We start from the raw sequence: 18,314 nt of genomic DNA, 5'->3' as shown, positions 1-18,314 counted from the left end.
AAATCCACCTTTTCGAGTGCAAGTTTTTAAGGTAATATAGGAAATAAGTTTTATATTAATTTCAAAGTGAGGTGTCTGTCATGCAAACGGCAGTACTATGGTCCCGTGAACTGAAGCAAGCTGTTAAAGAAGCTGTAAGTTCCAAAGCGGCTCCCGTATCCTCCGCATCTTTGTCTAAACTTGAAGTAGAATCACTGCAAAAAGCGGTTTCCAGCGAGAAACCGGAAGTTAGATATATGATGTGGTAAACCTATCCACATCATAGCAAAAAACAAAAAGATTGCATATCAGCCCACTGCTGATATGCAATCTTTTTTTATGGTTCATCTGCACTAGACTGCACAACTGCGCAAACCCGTTTGCGCAGTTGTTCACGGAAGAACATAGAGCCGTCATAGCAGAATTTATTTAAAGACATAAGTTCCTATATGCGTCTTTAAATCAGGCTATATTTCTTCCATTATTATCCTTCTTTAGTTGCGCATCAGTGAAAATAATTTTGCATCCTTGCGAAACAAAATTGCGCTGATAATGTAAGGTTTTAAAGATAATATAAAAGTATACATTTTTATCCATAGACCAGAACTTAGGAGTGTTATTTATGACCCAGTACCAATTCGATAACTTTTTTGAAGATCTTCTCAAAGATACGCTGATCGAAAAGTTCGAAACTGTGGAAGTACCACGGCTGCAGCTGGAATCCTCCTGGGAGAAACTGCAGCAGAAATTAGAGATAAGCAACTGACCCGTTCTGCGCCCTCAGGCTAAATTAAACCTTGTATTCGACAGAAAGAATCGAACTCCTTCTTTACCCATGACAGCCGGTTGCCCCAGAGGCCCCGGCTTCGTTGCTTTTTCCGGGGAAAATCGGTACAGTTAAAACAAAACATCTGTAGGGGGCTTTCCGTACATGTTAGAAACGGTTCAAATCGTACTATCCGCGCTTATTTTCATTACCCTGCTGTTCTCGGTCGTCTTCAGCTTCCGCTCCCGCCGGAAAACCGATCCCAAACAAAGAGGCACCAACGCCGCGCTGATGAATATCTGCATGGGGCTGATGCTTATTCTTATTGCCGTGACGCAGCTGTTCTTCCTCTCGGATACGCCGGTGCGCCGTATTTTCGGGACCGTCTGCCTGCTGCTCGGGCTGTTTAACCTTTTTGCGGGAATCCGCAATTATTCGTACTTCTCCCGCATGTCCCGCTGATTAGACGCCGTCGATAAACTGGGCCGTCAGCATCGCCCGGCATACCAGCGTGCCCGCATGGTAGATCTGCACGTCGATTTTGCCGAATTTACGGCTCACTTCCAGAATGTTGGGCCGGATCTGGATCTCGCTTTCGATCTGCACGGGTTTGATAAAGTACGTCGACATGTTATCCATCACAAGGTCCCCCTTCTTGACGGTCTGTACGACGCGGTACGCCGCTTCCGTCATGAGAGTAGTCAGGACCCCTTCCGAAACCGTCCCCAGATGATTCGTCATCTGGGGCGTTATCGTTCCGCGGAATACCACGTTCCCTTGTTCGTCCCGGAACTCCTCGAATCTCCCCCAGATAAGATCCTCGAACGTCTCCCCGTTCTGCGGCTGCTTCTGGATATACTGCATCGCCTTGAGCACATCGTTGCGGTTGATCACGCCGAGCATTTTGCGGTTTCCGTCCACCACCGGCAGCAGCTCGATCCCTTCCCACACCATCATATGGGCGGCGGAAGCGACGGAAGTCTGCGGACTGGCCGTCAGCGGATTACGCGTCATCAGGCGGTCGACAGTCTGGCCGGCATCGGCGCCCAGCATATCTTTCGGGGCCACAAGCCCGATAACGCGGTTCCACTCATCCGTGACGGGAAACCGGCTGTGGCCCGTCTCTTCGACCAGCGCGCGCCATTCCTTGACCGTGCTGTTCGCTTTCAAAGCGAAGACATGCGGATTCGTCGTCAAAATATCCTCGACAAGAAGAATTTTTTTCTTGATGAGACGGTCATAGATGGCACGGTTAATCATCGAAGCCACCGTGAAGGAATCGTAACTGCTCGATATGATGGGAAGCTCCAGCTTATCCGCCAGCTTCGTCATCTCCGGACTCGTGTGGAAGCCGCCCGTTATGAGGACCCCGGACCCCTGCTCCAGAGCCAGTCTGTGCACTTCCTCACGGTTGCCCACGATAAGCAGCGAACCCGCCTCCACGTAGCGCATCATCGCGTCGAGTTCCATCGCTCCGATCACGAATTTGTGCAGCGTCTTCTCCAGTCCGTTCATTCCGCCGAGCACTTCGCCGTCCACGATGTTCACGACTTCTTCGAAGGTCAGCTTATCGATATTGCGGCGTTCCCGCTTGCCGACCCTGACCGTGCCGACCCGTTCCTTCGTGGATACGAGGCCCTGGTTCTCCGCTTCTTTGATCGCCCGGTAGGCGGTGCCTTCGCTCACTTCAAGCTGATCCGCGATTTTGCGGACGCTGATCTTGCTTCCGATCTTCAAGCTCTCGATATAGCGGAGAATCTGTTCGTGCTTCGTTAACGATTCTGTTCCCGTTTCATCCAACTGTACTACCCCCGTCCGATTCGCTGTATTAGTCTGTTAAGTTTATTATAGACGAAGAAAAACCAAACGAAAAGCGCGGAAGGCGCTGGCCGTCTGGTTTTTCTTCCTATATTTCGGCATGTTCGCGAGGACCTGTGTCGTTCGCGATGCCGATGGCGCTCACGATGCGTGCGCGGTGTCCCAGGTTCCTGCGTCACCCGTGATGTGTGGTGTACTTGCACGGTGGCCGCGATATCCAGGGAGACTCGGGACGTGCAGCGCACTTGCGACGTTCGCGATATCCCGGGTGCTCGCGATGTGCGGCCCACTTGCGACGTTCACGATATCCCAGGTGCTCAAGATATATGCAACACTTGCGACATTCGCGGCGCCCTCGCGTCTTGCGGTGGCTGTGGGCCCCTGCATCTGCCGTGCTCCTCCGGATGGTTTACTTGCGCAGGCCCAGCATTTTCTTGCCCTGCAGCCGCTGCTCCATCCGCCAGCGTTTCACCCGCTTGATGCGGACGATTTCCTGCCGGGTCTCCTCGTCGACACCGAGCAGCTCGTGCAAATGCGCCGCGATGATCAGCAGGGCGAAACAGATCCAAAGCGCGCCGAACACCGTCGGCAGGGTAAAGCCTCCCCCAATATCAAGCTGCGGTACGGAATACAGCAGCATACCAAGCGCGAGGCTCATAAAAATCACGTTCTTGAAACCTTTCACGGCTGTTCACGCTCCCCCTGAAGTGACGGCATTCAGACATCCCGCCTTATAACCGCTGCCCGCGGGCAGCTTCGGGACATGCCGCCTGTACTACATCCTATGACAGGCTCAGGGTCTTTATGATTACGTTTTATACGGCGGATTTGGCGGTTGTACTGGCGTTCTTCGTTCCGTGTTTGCTGCCGATGAGCTTCGAGCAGAGAAAACGTCCGAATTTGGTATAGTCCCGGAGTCTGCGATCCAGGTCCCGGTTGTGCTGTTCCATTTCTTTTTCCAGATAATACGGTTGTGGATACATGCGTCAAACCCCTTTCTTTGTGTTAAGCGGCCGGCTACCTTTGATTATAGATGGAATAAGGGGAACAAAAAGAGTATAATTACCTTTAATATTTTCCCCTTTTTTACAGCTAAAAGGAGACCGGACTTTATGCAGCTTTACGATTATTATCTGCAGCTGCGCCTCAGCCAGCCGCAAGCGAACGAAGGCGAGCCCGTTCCGATCACGCTGGATCTGCTGGCCGGCCATTGGTTCTGCACCGTACGGAACGTGAAGCTGCTGCTTAAGAAGATGGCTCAACTGGACTGGATCCTGTGGCAGCCGGGCTGCGGACGCGGCCGTTCTTCGCTGCTTACTTTCGTGATTCCGGCTCCGGAGCTTATTTCCCGGACGGCGATGGACTTGACCCGGAAAGGCGACTTCAAAGCCGCCGTCGAGCTTATCCACACCTATGGGCGCACCTATGCCCTTAAGGACAGTTTCCTCGAATGGATGTCCGGGTATTTCGGCTTCAACTCCGCAGCCTCCGGGGGAGCCGGCGTGGATACCCTGCGCCTCCCCTTGTTCCGGCCCCCGGTTTCGCTTGATCCCGCTCACGCCATCTATGCCGTAGACTGTCATCTCATTAGTCATGTGTTCTCTACGCTGCTGGAACTCGATCCCGCGACGGGAAATCTTCTGCCCCAGCTTTCCTATTACTGGGAGAGCAATGCGGACGGAACGGAGTGGACTTTTTATCTGCGCAAAAAAGTTTTCTTCCATCATGGCCGGGAAATGGATGCGGAGGACGTGAAGTATTCACTGGAGCGGCTTGTCGATTCCGCTACGGACTCAAGCTGGTCGTGGCTAATGCGGGACGTGGTGTTCCTGCTTCCCGTAACCCCGCACATACTGCGGATCGGACTTAAGCGGCCGAACCATCTGCTGCCCTTCTTCCTGACGTTCCCGGCGGCTTCCATCGTGCCGGAAGATATCGCCCGGGATAATCCTTCCCTCTTTGGACGCTCCCCTATAGGTACGGGACCTTTCCGGATGGAGTTTTATGACAAATACATCTGCCGGCTTCATGCCTTTGACGGGTATTACGGCATTCGTCCGCATCTGGATGTGATCGAGATGTGGATTTTGCCCGAACATCTTGCCGCTTACTGCCCTAAAGGGGAGGATAAGCTCATCATTTCCCACGGGGATGTACCCATGCCCGAGGACGAATATGAACAGCAGGGCTTTCAAACCAAAGAGGAGCATGTATTCGACGGAAGCACCGTGCTCACATTCAACACCAGACGGGGCCCATGCCGGAGCCTGCCGCTCCGTCAGGCTGTCGACCGGCTGATCGACCGGAAGGCCATGGTCCGGGAGCTCGGAAATAACCGGGTCGCCCCCTCGCGGGGCATCACACGGGACTTTCTGCTTCGTCACGGTTCCCGCCGTCATGAACATTTTGACCGGGATGCAAGTAGTCACGGGTCTTCTTTGACCGCGGACGAGCTGATCCGGGCTTCGGGTTACGCCGGCGAGACACTGCGGCTGGTCGCGTACGCCCAGCATGGCGAAGACGCCCGATGGATAGCCGGGAAACTCGCGGAAGCCGGCCTTAACGTGGAAGTGGAGACGATGCAGCCCGCCGCTTTTACCGACCGGGAGTATGTTCATCAGGCCGATCTCTGCTTGTTCATGCCCCTTTCCGACTCTCCGCTCGGTTTTCTGGGGCATCTTATTCAAACGTCCAGCTTTATTTACAGGCATATGAGCTCCGAGCTGCAAAGCCGCATACAGAGCGCAGTGGGACAGATTCAGCGCGAAGCTTCCTTAGAACGGCAGGCGGAGGAACTCCTGAATATTGAGGAAATGCTTCTGGCAGACACGGCCTTGCTTTTTTTATTGAAAAAAACGTTCCGGGTCGCGGTTCATTCCTCGATCGGAGGCGTCCGCATAGACCGTCAGGGCTGGGTCGATTACCGCCATCTTTTCGTAAGAGAGCGATCCGCTTCGGAAACACTTGATTGATGGAGAGCAATGTTCCGCTGACGGAAGACGCAGAAAGTCCATGACGAAAGGCAACAAAAAAGACGCCCGGCTCTAAAAGAGCGGCGGCGCCTACAATGAAAGTGAGTTTCACGTTAAGGAACTAGTCATTACGTTTGGGGAACGGAGCTTATAAGCGCACCGGACAGAGCGGGGCGGTATCGTACTGGACAAAAAGCCGTCAGCCGCGGGTATCCGCGTTTGACGGCTTTTAATGGTGCCGGCCGGACGCGATGCTTATCAAGCGCGGCCGATTCGCGGAGCGTCTAGGCGTGCGTCTGCCGGCTAATTTTATGCAAGCAGGCTGCGCCATGCGAAAATTGGCGGGACGCACGAGCCGAGCCGTGCCGACGCGGCGTTCCGGAGCGGGAGAAGCGATGTACGGCGGTTCGTGCACCGGGAAGCAGCCCCGGCCGGCGGACCAAATGCCTTCGCCGGATAGGCGCCGCGTTTAGCTGTGCGGCCGAGAAAGCACCGCCGGCCCCCAGGCGCTACAAGCGCACGACGACGCGGCCGCGCATGCGGCCCGCCAGGATGTCCTCCAGCGCCGCAGGCACCTCCTCCAGCGTGATCTCCCGCTGGATCATGTCCCCCAGGCTGCGCGGTTTGAGATCGCCCGCAAGCCGCTCCCACAGCTTCCTGCGCAAACCTTCCGGGCAGTAGACGGAGTCTATGCCCAGAAGGTTCACGCCGCGCAGGATGAACGGGTACACGGTGGCGGGGAACGTCCCGCCTCCGGTGAGCCCGCTGAGGGCGACGGAGCCGCCGTACCTTACCGTGCCGAGCACGAACGGAAGCGACGCGCCGCCCACAGGGTCTACCGCCGCGCTCCACTGCTCGCGGCGGAGCGGCTTGCCGTCTTCTGCCGCAAGCGCCTCGCGCGGCAGCACTTCGCTTGCTCCGAGTCCGCGCAGGTACGCGTGCTCGGAGCTTTTGCCTGTGCTGGCGGCTACCTCGTAACCGAGACCCGCCAGCATGGAAACGGCGGTGCTGCCCACACCGCCGGTTGCTCCCGTGACAAGCACGGGACCTTGGCCCGGGCGCAGGCCGTTGTCTTCCAGCCGCTGGATGGAAAGAGCGGCCGTGAAGCCGGCTGTGCCGAGTGCCATAACGTCCCTCATCGTCAGGCCGTCCGGTACGGGCACCGCCCAATCCGCCGGAACCCGGGCCAATTCGCTGTATCCGCCGAAATGGCCGGTACCGAGCGCGTAGCCGGTGACGAGAATTTCGTCCCCTTCCTTGTACCGCGGATCGGCCGACGAGACGACGGTACCGGCCAAGTCGATGCCGAGTACCATCGGATAAGAACGGACGGTCTTGCTCTCCGGCGTGGAGGCAAGCCCGTCCTTAAAGTTGACGCCGGAGTAGGCAACCTTTACCAGCAGCTCACCTTCGGGCAGCTCCTCCGTCGTCATTTCACGTATCCCCAGCGAAAAGCCCTGCCCGGTCTTATCGACCCGCAAAGCACGGAATGTGGAATCTGTCATGATACATCCCTCCTCATTCCGATCTTATCACGATTGCTGCCGTCGAGAAAATGCGGGGTGCCGCTTCCGGCCGGAGCCCGCCGCTTTCCCTACGGCAGCAGAGAACCGTTTAGTCCATCCCCGAGCGCTGCATCTGCCGTTCAAGGTGAAGAGCCAGAAATCCGATCTCGTCCATCGGGATCGGTTTTTGCAGATTCGCTTTGAGCAGCTCCGCCAAAAGGACCGCTTTTTGAAACGCCAGGGGATATTCCTCGCAAATTTTACCCAGCAGGGGATTCCGTATCGTTTTTTGTTCCGTAATCCGGTCGATAAGCGCTTTTAAGTGAGAAATAAAACGGACGGTTGAGAAGGAATTATCGAAATCCAGGCCGAACTCCTTCGCTCTCTCGATTACCTGGGCTACCAGTCTGACCACCGCAAGCGCCGTGCCTTTTTCCATCTTGGTCCGGGCGGTATGGAAATGCATCGCCAGAAACGCGATTTCATCGTCCGGCAGCTTTACATCCAGATGCTGATTCAGAAAATCGATCGCCTTGCTGGCTATCCGGTATTCTTCTTCATACAAATGCTTGATCTCGTAAGCGAACGGATTGAGAATATGAACCCCCCGCTTGCAGCGTTCCACGGCAAAGTTAATATGATCGACGAGCGCGGCGTGGATCGTTTCGGAAAATTCCCCTTCCAGATGCCCCTGCGCGTAAGCGATCACTTCTTCCGTAATCCCGATAATTTTGACGTCGACGGCGTGAAGAATATGCTCGTAATGCTCCAGAACTTCCGAAGTATGCAGAAGAAATTCCTGCGAAATGTCGGCGTCCTGTATAATCATGCCCGGGACCTTTTTGAATCCGATTCCTTTGCCGAACGCAATTGAATTTTTGCCGGTCGAAAGCTTCGTCATGACTACATTATGGGAAAGCACGTGAATGATTTTTCTTTGAATCATAAAGGTTCTCCTCCATCTATGCAGCTAAGCGTTTGGCAATGGATTCCTTAATCAGTTCCGAGTCCGTACCGAAAATAACGTGCACGTGTCCCTTTCCCATGTTCATAATTCCGAATGCACCCAGTTCCTTCAATTTTTCTTCTTCCACTTGCTCGGCCTCTTTAAGCCACAGCCTCAGCCGGGTAATGCAGGAATCCACTTTGACGATATTGTCGATGCCGCCTACGCTGTTCACGATTGCCGTAATCCGTTCTTCCCCCGGAGGCGGAGCCGAAGATACGATCGCCGAAGCCAAACCGGGAAATTCTTCTTCCCTGCCGGGGGTTTTCAGTTTAAAGGCTTTAATCAGAAACAGGAACAACGCGTAATAGACGACAAAATAGATCGCTCCGATGATCAGAAACATAAAAGGAAATTCCTTTAATTTCCAATTCAACAATAAATCGATAATTCCTCCTGAAAAACTGAAACCGAGCTTAATATTAAACAGATGCATGAGCAGCATCGCCAGACCGTTCAGTACCGCATGGACTCCGTAAAGGAGCGGTGCGGCGAACATAAATGAAAATTCAAGCGGTTCCGTCACCCCGGTGAGCATCGAGGTGAGGGCGGCGCTGTAGAGCAGGGCCGCCACTTTCTTCCGCTTCTCCGGTAGCGCGCATTTGATCATGGCCAAGGCGGCCGCCGGCAGACCGAACATCATTGTCGGAAAAAAGCCGCTCATAAACATGCCCGCGCTCGGATCGCCCGCGTTGTAGCGGGTCATATCGCCATGAACATAGGTTCCGGGGGCCGTCATGAATTCCCCCACCTGAAACCACACGATACTGTTCAGAATATGATGAAGACCCGTAACGAGGAGAAGCCGGTTCAGAAAGCCGTACATGAATACGCCGATTCCCCCCGCATCTACGATCCAAAGCCCCGCCTCCCGGATTACTTCCTGAACCGGAGGCCAGATCAGTCCCATAATTCCGCCCATCACGACCATAACGAGCGAGGTAATGATCGGCACAAAGCGCCGGCCTCCGAAAAACATGAGATAATCCGGCAGCTTGATGTTATGAAACCGGTTGAACAGCATCACGGTGATAAGGCCCGTCATCATTCCTCCGAGCACGCCCATATCCAGATGGGCTCCGGGCGTCGTCTGCTCCACGGGTACGCTTTCAAAAGTCGCAAGCGCTCTCATAAAAACGACGTATCCCACTGTAGCCGCGAGCGCCGCGACTCCTTGACCGGACGTCATGCCGATCGCGATGCCGATCGCAAACAGCAGGGGAAGGTTATCCACAATGGCTTGGCCGCCGGCGCTGAATATTTTCGAGATGAAGATCAGAAACGGATCCTGGAAAGTAAAAGCGCCGAGCCGCTGCAAAATTGCGGCGGCCGGCAGGACGGCAATCGGTATCATCAGAGACCGGCCGATTTTTTGAAGCGTATGCAGCATGTTTGCTCACCTTTTTTCATGTTGCGGAGAAAAGCGGCGGGCCGTTATTTGACCGCACCCGCTGTAATTCCGCTGGCAATTTGGCGCTGAAAAATGAGATAGAAAATCATGACCGGCACCATGGAAATGAGAAGCGCCGCAAACAGCGGACCCCATTCCGTCCGGTACTGCATCTCCCCCTGCATAACGGCAATGCCCACAGGAAGAGTGTATTTGGAAGGTTCACTATTGAGTACGACACCGAGAATGTATTCATTCCACGTGTTCAGCACGTTGATAATGCTGACGGAAATGAGTCCCGGCTTGGCGAGAGGCATCATAATGCGGAAGAAAATGCCGTAGTAAGAGGCGCCGTCCATCATGGCCGCTTCCTCGATTTCGGACGGCAGCGTTTTGAAGAATCCGACCAGGACGAACACGCTGAACGGAATGGTAGAAACTGTGTATACGATGATAAGCCCAAGAAGGGAATTGGTCAATCCCATATCGCTCATCAGGAAGAACAGGGGAATCATCCCGAGGAACATAGGAATCATCATCGAAGCGATATACACGTAATAGAGGACGCCGCTTCCCTTGAAGGCAAACCGGGCCAGAATGTACGCCGTCATCGCAGAAAGCACGAGACCGGCCAAGACACTGACAACCGTAACGATGATCGAGTTCATAAAATAACCGCCGAACTGGTATTTATCCCAAACGTAACTGAAGTTGGAAAACAACAGCGGAAATTGGGGAAGATCCCACGGTTTGCCCTGGAAAAACTGCTGGTTATCCTTCAGGGAACCGAGGACGGTCCAGACGAGCGGGTAAAGCACCATGATCGCCCACACGATTAAAAGCAGGTTGACGACTATGCGCCAAAACGGGTTTTTCAATCCATCACTCATGCATATAACCCCTCTACGAAATTTCTAACGGTTCTCTTTTCATAATCCGCTGCAAGGCAACCGTCGTTACCAGAGAAACAATGAGCGTTAATACGCCTATTGCGGCCGCATAGCTCAGGTGATACTGCCTGAAGCCCTGCTGGTACAAGTAGGAGCCCAGTACCTGGGTCGCATTGTCCGGCCCGCCCTCTGTCATAATCGAGACGATGATAAAGGAGCCGTTGAGCGTAGTCATTACGATCCAGATGACGGAAGTTTGAATCTGCTCCCATGTCAGCGGAAGCGTAATGTGCCAGAACTGCTGCCACTGAGTGGCGCCGTCAAGCCCTGCGGCTTCGTACAGCGAGTCCGGGATGCTCAAAATTCCCGCGATGAGAAGAAGGGTACAGAAACCGACGCCGGCCCAAATCGATGGCGGAAGGAGCGCCCACATCGCCGTTGCCGCGTCTCCCAGCCAAGGGAATATGAACTCCTCCTTTTTGATCGCGCCGATCAGGGAGTTCAAAAAGCCCAGATTCGGGTTGTATACGTAGCGCCACAGCACGCCGACGACTACGACGGAGATTACGTTCGGAAGGAAGAAGATCGCCCGGTAAAACCCGGAACCCTTGATTTTGAGACGGGTAAGCGAGACTGCAAAAAACAGGGCGAGCACCATAAAGCCGATCACTTTGCCCGCAACCAGGAAATAATCGTTAAGCAGGGCCTTCGGAATAATGGGGTCTTTGAACATCTCTTTGAAATTGTCCAGCCCGATAAAATTGTAATCCATGGATCCGCCGGACCAGTCGAACAAGCTGAGATAGATGCCTTTCAGCATCGGGTATACGGTGAATACGAGATAGAGCAGCAGAGTCGGAAGGATAAAAGAAGCGATAAAGATATTGCGTCTTACCTTGGAGCGTCCGCTCTTCGGCTTTTTCGCCACGATGGCTCCGGCCGGATTAGTGACAGGTGTTCCTTTCATGCGTGAACCTCCGCTTTCCTGGGAACGACAATAAGGGAATTCGCATTCCCTTATTATCACTCCGGAGATATGGGTGCTTATTTTTTCAATTTGGCGCGCTGCTTGGCTGCTTCGTCTTCCATACGTTTCGCCCACTCTTCTTTGGTGATCGTGCCTTGAGTCAGAGCCAGCGTGGAATCGTTACGCACTTTTTTGAGGTCTTCCGGAATAACCGGCTCCGGAGCTACCACGGTTTCAGGGGAGACTGTAGGATTTGATGGCCGTTTTTGCCAGGCTGCTTGCGGACGTGTTGTCGAGGTTCGTTTTCACGTTAAGCAGAGCGCCTGTCGCTTCCGCCCATTTACCCGCTTGTTTTTCGGTAAAGATGAACTGGATGAACGCTTTTGCCGCTTCCGGGTTTTTCGCTTTTTTGGCGATACCCATCGTGGCCGTAGTCGGAATCGCTACGTTTTTGCCGCCTTTTTCCTGGGTAACGGACGGAATGAATCCGAATTCGAAGCCTTGCGGAACGTCTTTCTTCATTTCGTTTTCTACCCAGAGTCCGTTCGGGATAAAGGCCGCTTTATGCTGCAGGAACTGTGTTTGGGAATCCGTATGGTTCAAAGCGACGGAGCCCTTGTCGATGAAGCCCTTATCACGCATTTGAATGATTTTATCAAGCGCTTTCATAACCGGTTCGCTTTTGAATACGCCTTCTTCCATGTTATTGATTTTCTTGATGATGGACGTATCGTAATTGTTGGCCGCAACGGTTGCGGAATCCAGGAATGCGCCGTTAATGTAGTACGGGTACACGCCGGTGTGAATGTAGACGCTCATCTTGCCGGAAGCTTTGATCTTGTCGCCTACAGCCAGGAAGCTTTCCCAGTCCTTCGGCTCTTCCCAGTTGTTTTTCTTGAATTCGGCGCGGTCCCAGAACGTTCCCCAAGAACCGAATACGAGCGGAACATCGTAGTATTTGCCTGCTTCGTACTCTTCCGGCTTGGAAATGAACAGGTCCATAATGTTTTTGCCGTCCGTGTTCTTGGCGGTTTTCAGCCAGTCAGTGATGTCCATAAGCTGGCCGTCCTGGTACATCGTTCTCGCGTTGGCGCCTGCTCCGTCGATATAAACCACGTCCGGCGGATTGCCTTGAATCCAGCGGGGTTTCATCTGATCGTTGATTTTGGCTCCCGCAGACTGCTTGATTTTAAGATCCGGGTTAGCCTTCTGGAACTCGTCGATGGCTGCTTTCCACCAGGTGTCTCCGTATCCGCCGACAAAATACTGGATCTCGAACTCGCCGGTCAGTTTCTTGCCGCTCGCATCTCCCGAACTCGCGTTCGAGGACGCGCCCGGTGAAGCCGGCGGTGTAGTCGTTGTGCTCGTCTTGCTGCATCCTGCCGCGATTGCGGATACCATCATCAAAGAAAGTCCCATGTTGAGCCATTTGTTTCTTTTCATGTGTACAAACACTCCTTAAAGGTTCTTTTGTAATCGGTTACAAACTGAAGCGGTCCCCCTGATGCTTTGTCGATCAACGCCTTCTTACCGGGAGTTTCTCACCTCCTTAGCGGCCCCGAGAGAACAAAAAAAGGACATAGTCAAAGAAGCAAAATCACTTCTTTAACTAATGCCCTTTCGGTAACATGTTAAAGTTGGGTATGTAGTTGTCGGGGTGAAGCTAATTTGAAATTACTTACATCTTACAAGGACTTTAGTCTCCCGTCAATCCTTTTGTTTACACTTTGTCCATATTTGTCATCCTGTGCCGATTCTCCTTCTTGACGCCGGCAGGGACGCTTCGCTCCTCCTTGTAAAGCTTTTTCGCTGAGGACATCCCCTAACACTTCCTGCCCAAGTCATCCGAAAGCAGCCCGAAACCTGACATTCGCCCTTGCACCAAGGGATATATGTCCTCATATGATGGAGTAATTCTTTAGTTTCAGCCGCCGGTACCGCCGGTACCGCGAAGCGAAGGAGCTTTTCAATGACCCGCATCGTCCATGTCCGCAGCCTTGATCCCGCCCTCTACGAAGACGAGCGGACCGTACTGCTGAGCGCGGGGATGATCCGGGCGTGCCGGTTGGCCGCGGACATCGCCATCAAGTTCCGCTTCGGTTCCGCGGCCTGCGAAGGGCTGGTCCGGACGGCTGCGGCGCCGGCCGCAAGTCCCCACGAAGAGCTTGGCCTGCATCCGGAGCTGGCGCGCCGGCTCGGCATCCGCGGCGGATGCAGGCTCTCGCTCGTGTATCAGCCTTCCGCCGCCACGCTTTACGCGGGTCCGCTCGTCGGTGTTCTGCTCAGCCGGTTATACCCGTCACAGGAAATGCCGTTCGGTTCCATGACGGCTTTTTGCCGGGAGCTGAGCAAAGCGGGCGAAGAAGCCGGGGTCAGCCTGTTCTTTTTCTCTCCCGAAGAAATGCACACCTTTCCCGATCTGGGGGGTCTGTATTTCGACGAAGAATGGCGAAAAGGAATATTTCCCGTCCCGCACGTCATATACAACCGGCTGACTTCACGAAAATACGAAAACAAACCCGAAGTCCAGCATTTTCTCAAAGCCGTTCAACTGCGTCACCAGACGCGCATTTTCAACGATAAATACCTGGATAAGAACGCCGTATTCTCCGCTCTGGGCGGTGAAGCCGCTCTTCGGGACTGTCTGCCGGAGTCTCACCCGTTCTCCAACTATCACATGCTGAGGGCCATGTCAGGCCGGCATCCCGTCCTTTTTATAAAACCGGCCTCCGGCAGTCTCGGCAAAGGAATTTTCCGGCTGCACGTCCAGGAGGACGGCAGCTGCGAAGTCCGGTTCTCCGCACTCAGCGGAACCGTTACGCTCCGTTATCCCGATCTTTTCGAAGCCTACTCCCATATGGCGGGGAAAATCCGGACACAAGCTTATCAAATCCAGGAAGGTCTGGATCTGCTGACGATCGGCGGCCGCCCCGTCGATTTCCGCGCCCTCGTACAAAGAGGCGGCGATGGAGAATGGGTGCTGAGCTCCATCGTGGCCCGGATCGCGGCCGAGCAGCACTTCGTCTCCAACCTTGCGAGAGGCGGAACGATGACGGCCGTCCAGGAAGCGCTGGCAGGATCTTCTTTAGCCTCACGCAAAGGGAGCATCCAGCGTACGTTAAAAAGTACGGCGCTGACAATCGCTCAAGCTATCGGCAGCAACGTCAAGGGAACCTTCGGGGAACTCGGCGTGGACCTCGCTCTGGACGCGGCCGGCCGTGTAAAACTGCTGGAAGTGAACTCAAAACCTTCCCGCGAGGAATTCACTCTTCCCTCCGCGGCCGACGAAGCGCTTGTGCGGCCCTCCGTCAGGCGTCTCCTTGAATATGCCGTTTATTTGGCCGGCTTTATGTAAACCAGGAAGGCGGTGGGTCGTGTGGATCATACAGCGAATCGGTGTCTCGGCGTTCTTACCTCACCGGGCAGGGAAGCGCCCGCCGGAGATTCCGAGCCCTTTTTCCGGAGGCTGAGCCTGCATGGGGCGGCCGAAGGAATCGAGGTCATCGTGTTCCCTCCGGACGGAATCTCTTTCGAGTACGAGACGGTGGACGGCTTCCTGTACAATCCGGCGGAATCCGCCTGGAGAGAAGGCACCTTCCCTCTTCCCGCCGTCCTTTACGACCGCTGCTTTTGCTCGAGTGCCGCGGAGCAGCGGCTTTACCGCCGGCAGCTGAACCGGCTTCACGGGCTGCCCGGCATCCGGTTTCTGGGCGGAGGTCTCCGCGGCAAATGGGACGTCCAGCGCCTGCTGGCCGCCGATCCGGCTCTCGCCCCGCATTTGCCGCTAACCCGCCGCCTGACTGTGATGCACCGGCTTGAACAGTGGCTGGAGCTGTATGAGGCCGCTTTTCTAAAGCCCGAAGGGGGCATGCACGGCAAAGGGGCGCTGCATGTTTACCGAAGTCCCGGCTCGGATTTTCCCTGGAGCGTACGCGGCCGCGACCGGGCGAACCGTCCGGTGCGGCATGATTTCGGCACGGCGCGGGAGATGCTGAGCTGGGTCCGCGGTTTCATAGGGAAGCGCCGCTACTTGCTCCAGCAGTATTTGCCGCTGACTGCAGCGGACGGTACGGCTTACGATATCCGTTCTCTTATGCAAAAAGACGGACGCGGCCTGTGGAAGCTGACCGGGATGGTTGTTCGCTCAGGCGGTCCGGGGAGCGTCACGTCGAACCTCCACGGCGGCGGCACCGCCCGCGAGGCCGAAGCTTTTCTGAAGGAACAGTTTCCAGCCCGGGCGTCCGGCAGGCTGATGAAGACTCTGTCCGTTTTATCCCATCGAATTGCGCTTATTCTGGAATCGTCGCATGGGCGTCTGGCCGAGCTGGGCATCGATTTCGGCGTTTGCCGGGATGGACGCATCCACATTCTGGAGGTTAATTCCAAGCCCGGCAGAGCAGCCTTCCAGAGCATTGACGGCGGGGAAACCGCCCGCTCAGCCGCCTCTAATCCGGTCCGGTACGCCGCCTATTTGCTGAGAACGCAGCGGGAACCGGCAGGGGCAACAAGTTTAGGAGGGTAACCCAATGAGTTTGACGACGTGCACGGTTCACGTAAATTCCAAACAGGAAAAAAGCATTTTGGTATCCGGTGAACTGGCCAAAGCGCTGCGCTTGTCGAAAAGCAAGTCGCTGCAGCTCCAGGTCGGCTCCAAATCCGTTACACTGCCGGCGCGGTATATCAAAAAAAGCGGACTCCACCTTTATCTGCCCCAGTCCGTCATTACTTCCGTGAAACTTCCGCGGATCGGTCCGTGTTTGGCAGCTAGCGGAAGCGGCAAAGATATCCGGCTGGGTCCCGTTATCGGGATACTGACGAATGTGGCCAGCTCCGCTTCCGGTCCTTTCGGAACGCGAACCCCGTTTATCCGCTCGCTGATGCAGCCGGGGGAACGCAAATCGTTCCACATCGCCTTTTCGCCCAAAGATGTGAACTGGCAGCAGGGAACCGTAAACGGCTATATGCTTCAGCCTCAAGGAGGATGGGTCCGTAAAACCGTTCCGCTTCCGGATGTGGTTTACAACCGGCTTCCGAGCCGCAAGGCGGAGAAATTAATCTCCATGGAGGACTTCAAGCAGCGCTTCGTGAAACGGAATATCCCCCTGTTCAACTGGGCTTTCTTTGACAAATGGGATGTGTACCGGCTGCTTGAAGACGATCCGGCTTTTAAATACGTGCCGGAATCGGTTCTGGGCCCTTCCGCGGAGCAGTTGAAGGACCTTCTCACCCGCCACAAATTTATTTATCTCAAACCGACGGCCGGAAGCCTCGGCATCGGTATTTACCGCATTACGTATTCGACGGACCGCGGATATTTCGTGCGCTACCGCCGCAACGGCAAAAATGTGCTGCTGCGCTTCAACAAATACGAAGGTCTCGTGAAAATGCTCGGCATCAACCGCGGAAAGCTGACCAGCTATGTGACCCAGCAGGGAATCCGGCTGATCGAGATCGACGGCTGCCCCATCGACTTCCGCTTCCATCTGACCAAGAACGGCAGCAACCAATGGGTCGTCGCCGCCATCGGCGCCAAGAAAGCGGGCAAAGGAAGCGTCACGACCCATCTGCGCAACGGCGGCCAGTTAATGACGGCGGAGCAGGCGCTGAGGCAGGTGTACGGCAGCAGAAGCGATGCCGTTTTATCCCGGATGAAAGAGACGTCCATCGAGCTTGCTGAAGCGATCGAAAAAAATTACAATCACCGTCTCGGCGAGCTCGGCTTTGACCTCGGTATCGATCAGAACGAAAAGACGTGGATGTTCGAAGCTAACGCGAAGCCCGGACGTTCCATCTTCAAGCACCCCGGTTTGAAAGCCCAGGATAAAGCCTCCCTTAACTATATCTATGAGCACTGCGTCTTTTTAAGCCGCTTTCGTGCGAGGAGGGATAGTTAGTGGACGGTAGCGCCCATAAAAAGCAGCAGCCTTTGTGCATCGGAATTTTGACAACACCGGATTCAAAGCGCCGATTTTCGGGAAATCGCGAAAACTTTATTGATTTGATCAAAGCCGGCTACGAACAGGGTGCTCTCGTTTATGTCGTCACTACATCCGATTTGAAACTGAGCGGCAAACAGGTTCAGTCTTACTGCTACCAGCTGGCTACGAAGAAATGGAACAAACAGCTGATGCCTCTTCCCGACGTCATTTATAACCGGATTCCGACTCGCCGGCTCGAAATTCAAAGCGACGTGCAGCGGACCATCCAAGCCTGCATCCGAAGCAAACAGGTGCACTTGTTCAACCCGTTTTTTTTCGACAAATGGACGCTCTTCGAATGGCTCGATCAGTCTCCCGAAACCCGCAAATACGTGCCCGTAACGAAGCAGCTGAACAATCAGTCCGTTCTGGAGACGATGCTCAAACGGTTCCCTTTCATCTACCTCAAACCCGTGGAAGGAAAGGCCGGCAAGGGAATCATGCGCCTGGAGCGGATCACGAAAAAAAGCGGAGTCCAGACCTACAAGCTGACCATGCAAGAAAATATGAACTCCCACTATGAACTCTTTACGAACTTGACCGATGTGTGGAACCGTATTGCGGAGAACAAAAAGGACGAAAGCTACATCATCCAGCAGGGAATCCGGCTGTCCAGCTTTAACAAACGTCCCTTCGATCTGCGCGCGCTTCTTCAGAAAACGTCGAAAGGCACGTGGAGCGTAACCGGAATCGGAGCGAGAGTGGCCGGCAGGCGGAGTATTACGACCCATGTGCCGCGGGGAGGCTCCATCGACGATCCGGCACGTCTGCTGGAAAAATCGTTTGGCCCGACCAAAGCCAAAGGTATTCTCCAGCGTACCCGGAGCGCCGCTCTCCTAATGGCGAGCAGCGTGGAACAAACTTCGAAGCAGAAGCTCGGGGAGATGTCGATGGATCTGGGCGTCGATCTCGACGGACGCATCTGGTTTTTCGAAGCGAATTCCAAACCGATGAAATTCGACGAACCCCACATCCGCAAAAAATCGCTGGCCCGCATTATCGGCTACAGCCTGCATCTGGCTAACAAAAAGAGCAAATGAACC

At 54.6% G+C, this 18,314-nt stretch carries 16 protein-coding genes; 7 read left to right on the top strand and 9 right to left on the bottom strand.

The features are described 5' to 3' along the window. Positions 1–601 precede the first annotated feature (601 nt). Together ABC395_RS06225 and ABC395_RS06220 are read left to right on the top strand one after the other, a co-directional pair. On the top strand, positions 602–745 hold the full coding sequence (locus tag ABC395_RS06225; protein ID WP_009674608.1) for a hypothetical protein: 144 nt from the start codon (positions 602–604) through the stop codon (positions 743–745). A 165-nt stretch (positions 746–910) separates the two neighbouring features. Then, a complete protein-coding gene (locus ABC395_RS06220) occupies positions 911–1,207 on the top strand; it encodes a YtpI family protein (protein ID WP_413001567.1) in 297 nt (98 codons plus the stop codon). On the opposite strand, the gene ABC395_RS06215 is transcribed toward ABC395_RS06220, so the two are convergent. The 3 genes from ABC395_RS06215 to ABC395_RS06205 all read right to left on the bottom strand — a co-directional run bounded on the left by ABC395_RS06215 (position 1,208) and on the right by ABC395_RS06205 (position 3,546). Further along, positions 1,208–2,545, bottom strand: a complete 1,338-nt coding sequence (locus tag ABC395_RS06215) for a DRTGG domain-containing protein (RefSeq protein WP_413001565.1) — start codon at positions 2,543–2,545, stop codon at positions 1,208–1,210. Between the two features lie 427 nt (positions 2,546–2,972). After that, complete coding sequence (locus tag ABC395_RS06210; protein ID WP_413001563.1) at positions 2,973–3,248, bottom strand: hypothetical protein; 276 nt, start codon at positions 3,246–3,248, stop codon at positions 2,973–2,975. 130 nt (positions 3,249–3,378) lie between these two features. After that, entirely contained in the window at positions 3,379–3,546 is a 168-nt protein-coding gene (locus ABC395_RS06205) for a hypothetical protein (protein WP_413001561.1), read from the bottom strand. 129 nt (positions 3,547–3,675) lie between these two features. Here ABC395_RS06205 and ABC395_RS06200 point away from each other — a divergent pair, with 129 nt between their 5' ends. Then, on the top strand, positions 3,676–5,535 hold the full coding sequence (locus ABC395_RS06200; RefSeq protein WP_413001559.1) for an ABC transporter substrate-binding protein: 1,860 nt from the start codon (positions 3,676–3,678) through the stop codon (positions 5,533–5,535). Positions 5,536–6,044: 509 nt separating this feature from the next. Here ABC395_RS06200 and ABC395_RS06195 read toward each other — a convergent pair. From ABC395_RS06195 to ABC395_RS06170, 6 genes are all read right to left on the bottom strand, one after another. Continuing rightward, complete coding sequence (locus ABC395_RS06195; RefSeq protein ID WP_413001557.1) at positions 6,045–7,040, bottom strand: acrylyl-CoA reductase family protein; 996 nt, start codon at positions 7,038–7,040, stop codon at positions 6,045–6,047. A gap of 109 nt (positions 7,041–7,149) precedes the next feature. Continuing rightward, positions 7,150–7,986 carry a PRD domain-containing protein gene (locus ABC395_RS06190; RefSeq protein ID WP_413001555.1) on the bottom strand — a complete coding sequence of 279 codons (837 nt, stop codon included), beginning with the start codon at positions 7,984–7,986 and terminating at the stop codon, positions 7,150–7,152. A gap of 16 nt (positions 7,987–8,002) precedes the next feature. Continuing rightward, positions 8,003–9,436 carry a PTS transporter subunit EIIC gene (locus ABC395_RS06185; RefSeq protein ID WP_413001553.1) on the bottom strand — a complete coding sequence of 478 codons (1,434 nt, stop codon included), beginning with the start codon at positions 9,434–9,436 and terminating at the stop codon, positions 8,003–8,005. Between the two features lie 44 nt (positions 9,437–9,480). Further along, positions 9,481–10,326: a carbohydrate ABC transporter permease gene (locus tag ABC395_RS06180; protein ID WP_413001551.1), complete on the bottom strand. Its 846-nt coding sequence runs from the start codon at positions 10,324–10,326 to the stop codon at positions 9,481–9,483. Positions 10,327–10,339: 13 nt separating this feature from the next. Next, complete coding sequence (locus ABC395_RS06175) at positions 10,340–11,293, bottom strand: carbohydrate ABC transporter permease (protein WP_413001549.1); 954 nt, start codon at positions 11,291–11,293, stop codon at positions 10,340–10,342. Positions 11,294–11,527: 234 nt separating this feature from the next. Then, positions 11,528–12,736 carry an ABC transporter substrate-binding protein gene (locus ABC395_RS06170; RefSeq protein WP_413001547.1) on the bottom strand — a complete coding sequence of 403 codons (1,209 nt, stop codon included), beginning with the start codon at positions 12,734–12,736 and terminating at the stop codon, positions 11,528–11,530. Positions 12,737–13,262: 526 nt separating this feature from the next. Here ABC395_RS06170 and ABC395_RS06165 point away from each other — a divergent pair. Genes ABC395_RS06165 through ABC395_RS06150 form a run of 4 tightly spaced genes read left to right on the top strand, consistent with a single transcriptional unit; the run spans position 13,263 to position 18,311 of the window. Further along, positions 13,263–14,648 (top strand): YheC/YheD family endospore coat-associated protein, encoded by a 1,386-nt coding sequence (locus ABC395_RS06165; RefSeq protein WP_413001545.1) that lies wholly within the window; start codon positions 13,263–13,265, stop codon positions 14,646–14,648. Between the two features lie 21 nt (positions 14,649–14,669). Beyond that, positions 14,670–15,815, top strand: coding sequence for a YheC/YheD family endospore coat-associated protein (locus ABC395_RS06160; RefSeq protein WP_413001543.1), 1,146 nt, complete (start codon positions 14,670–14,672; stop codon positions 15,813–15,815). Between the two features lie 4 nt (positions 15,816–15,819). Then, a complete protein-coding gene (locus ABC395_RS06155) occupies positions 15,820–17,187 on the top strand; it encodes a YheC/YheD family endospore coat-associated protein (protein ID WP_413001542.1) in 1,368 nt (455 codons plus the stop codon). Continuing rightward, the gene (locus ABC395_RS06150) at positions 17,187–18,311 is read left to right on the top strand and encodes a YheC/YheD family endospore coat-associated protein (RefSeq protein WP_413001540.1); all 1,125 of its coding nucleotides are present in this window, start codon (positions 17,187–17,189) and stop codon (positions 18,309–18,311) included. Before ABC395_RS06155 ends, ABC395_RS06150 begins: the two co-directional genes overlap by 1 nt. The last annotated feature ends 3 nt before the right edge of the window (positions 18,312–18,314 follow it).

The organism is Paenibacillus canaveralius, from assembly GCF_047238265.1.
In the GTDB taxonomy this organism is placed as follows: domain Bacteria; phylum Bacillota; class Bacilli; order Paenibacillales; family NBRC-103111; genus Paenibacillus_F.
The sequence above is the reverse complement of the archived record's forward strand: the minus strand, read 5'-3'. Positions and strand labels throughout refer to the sequence as shown.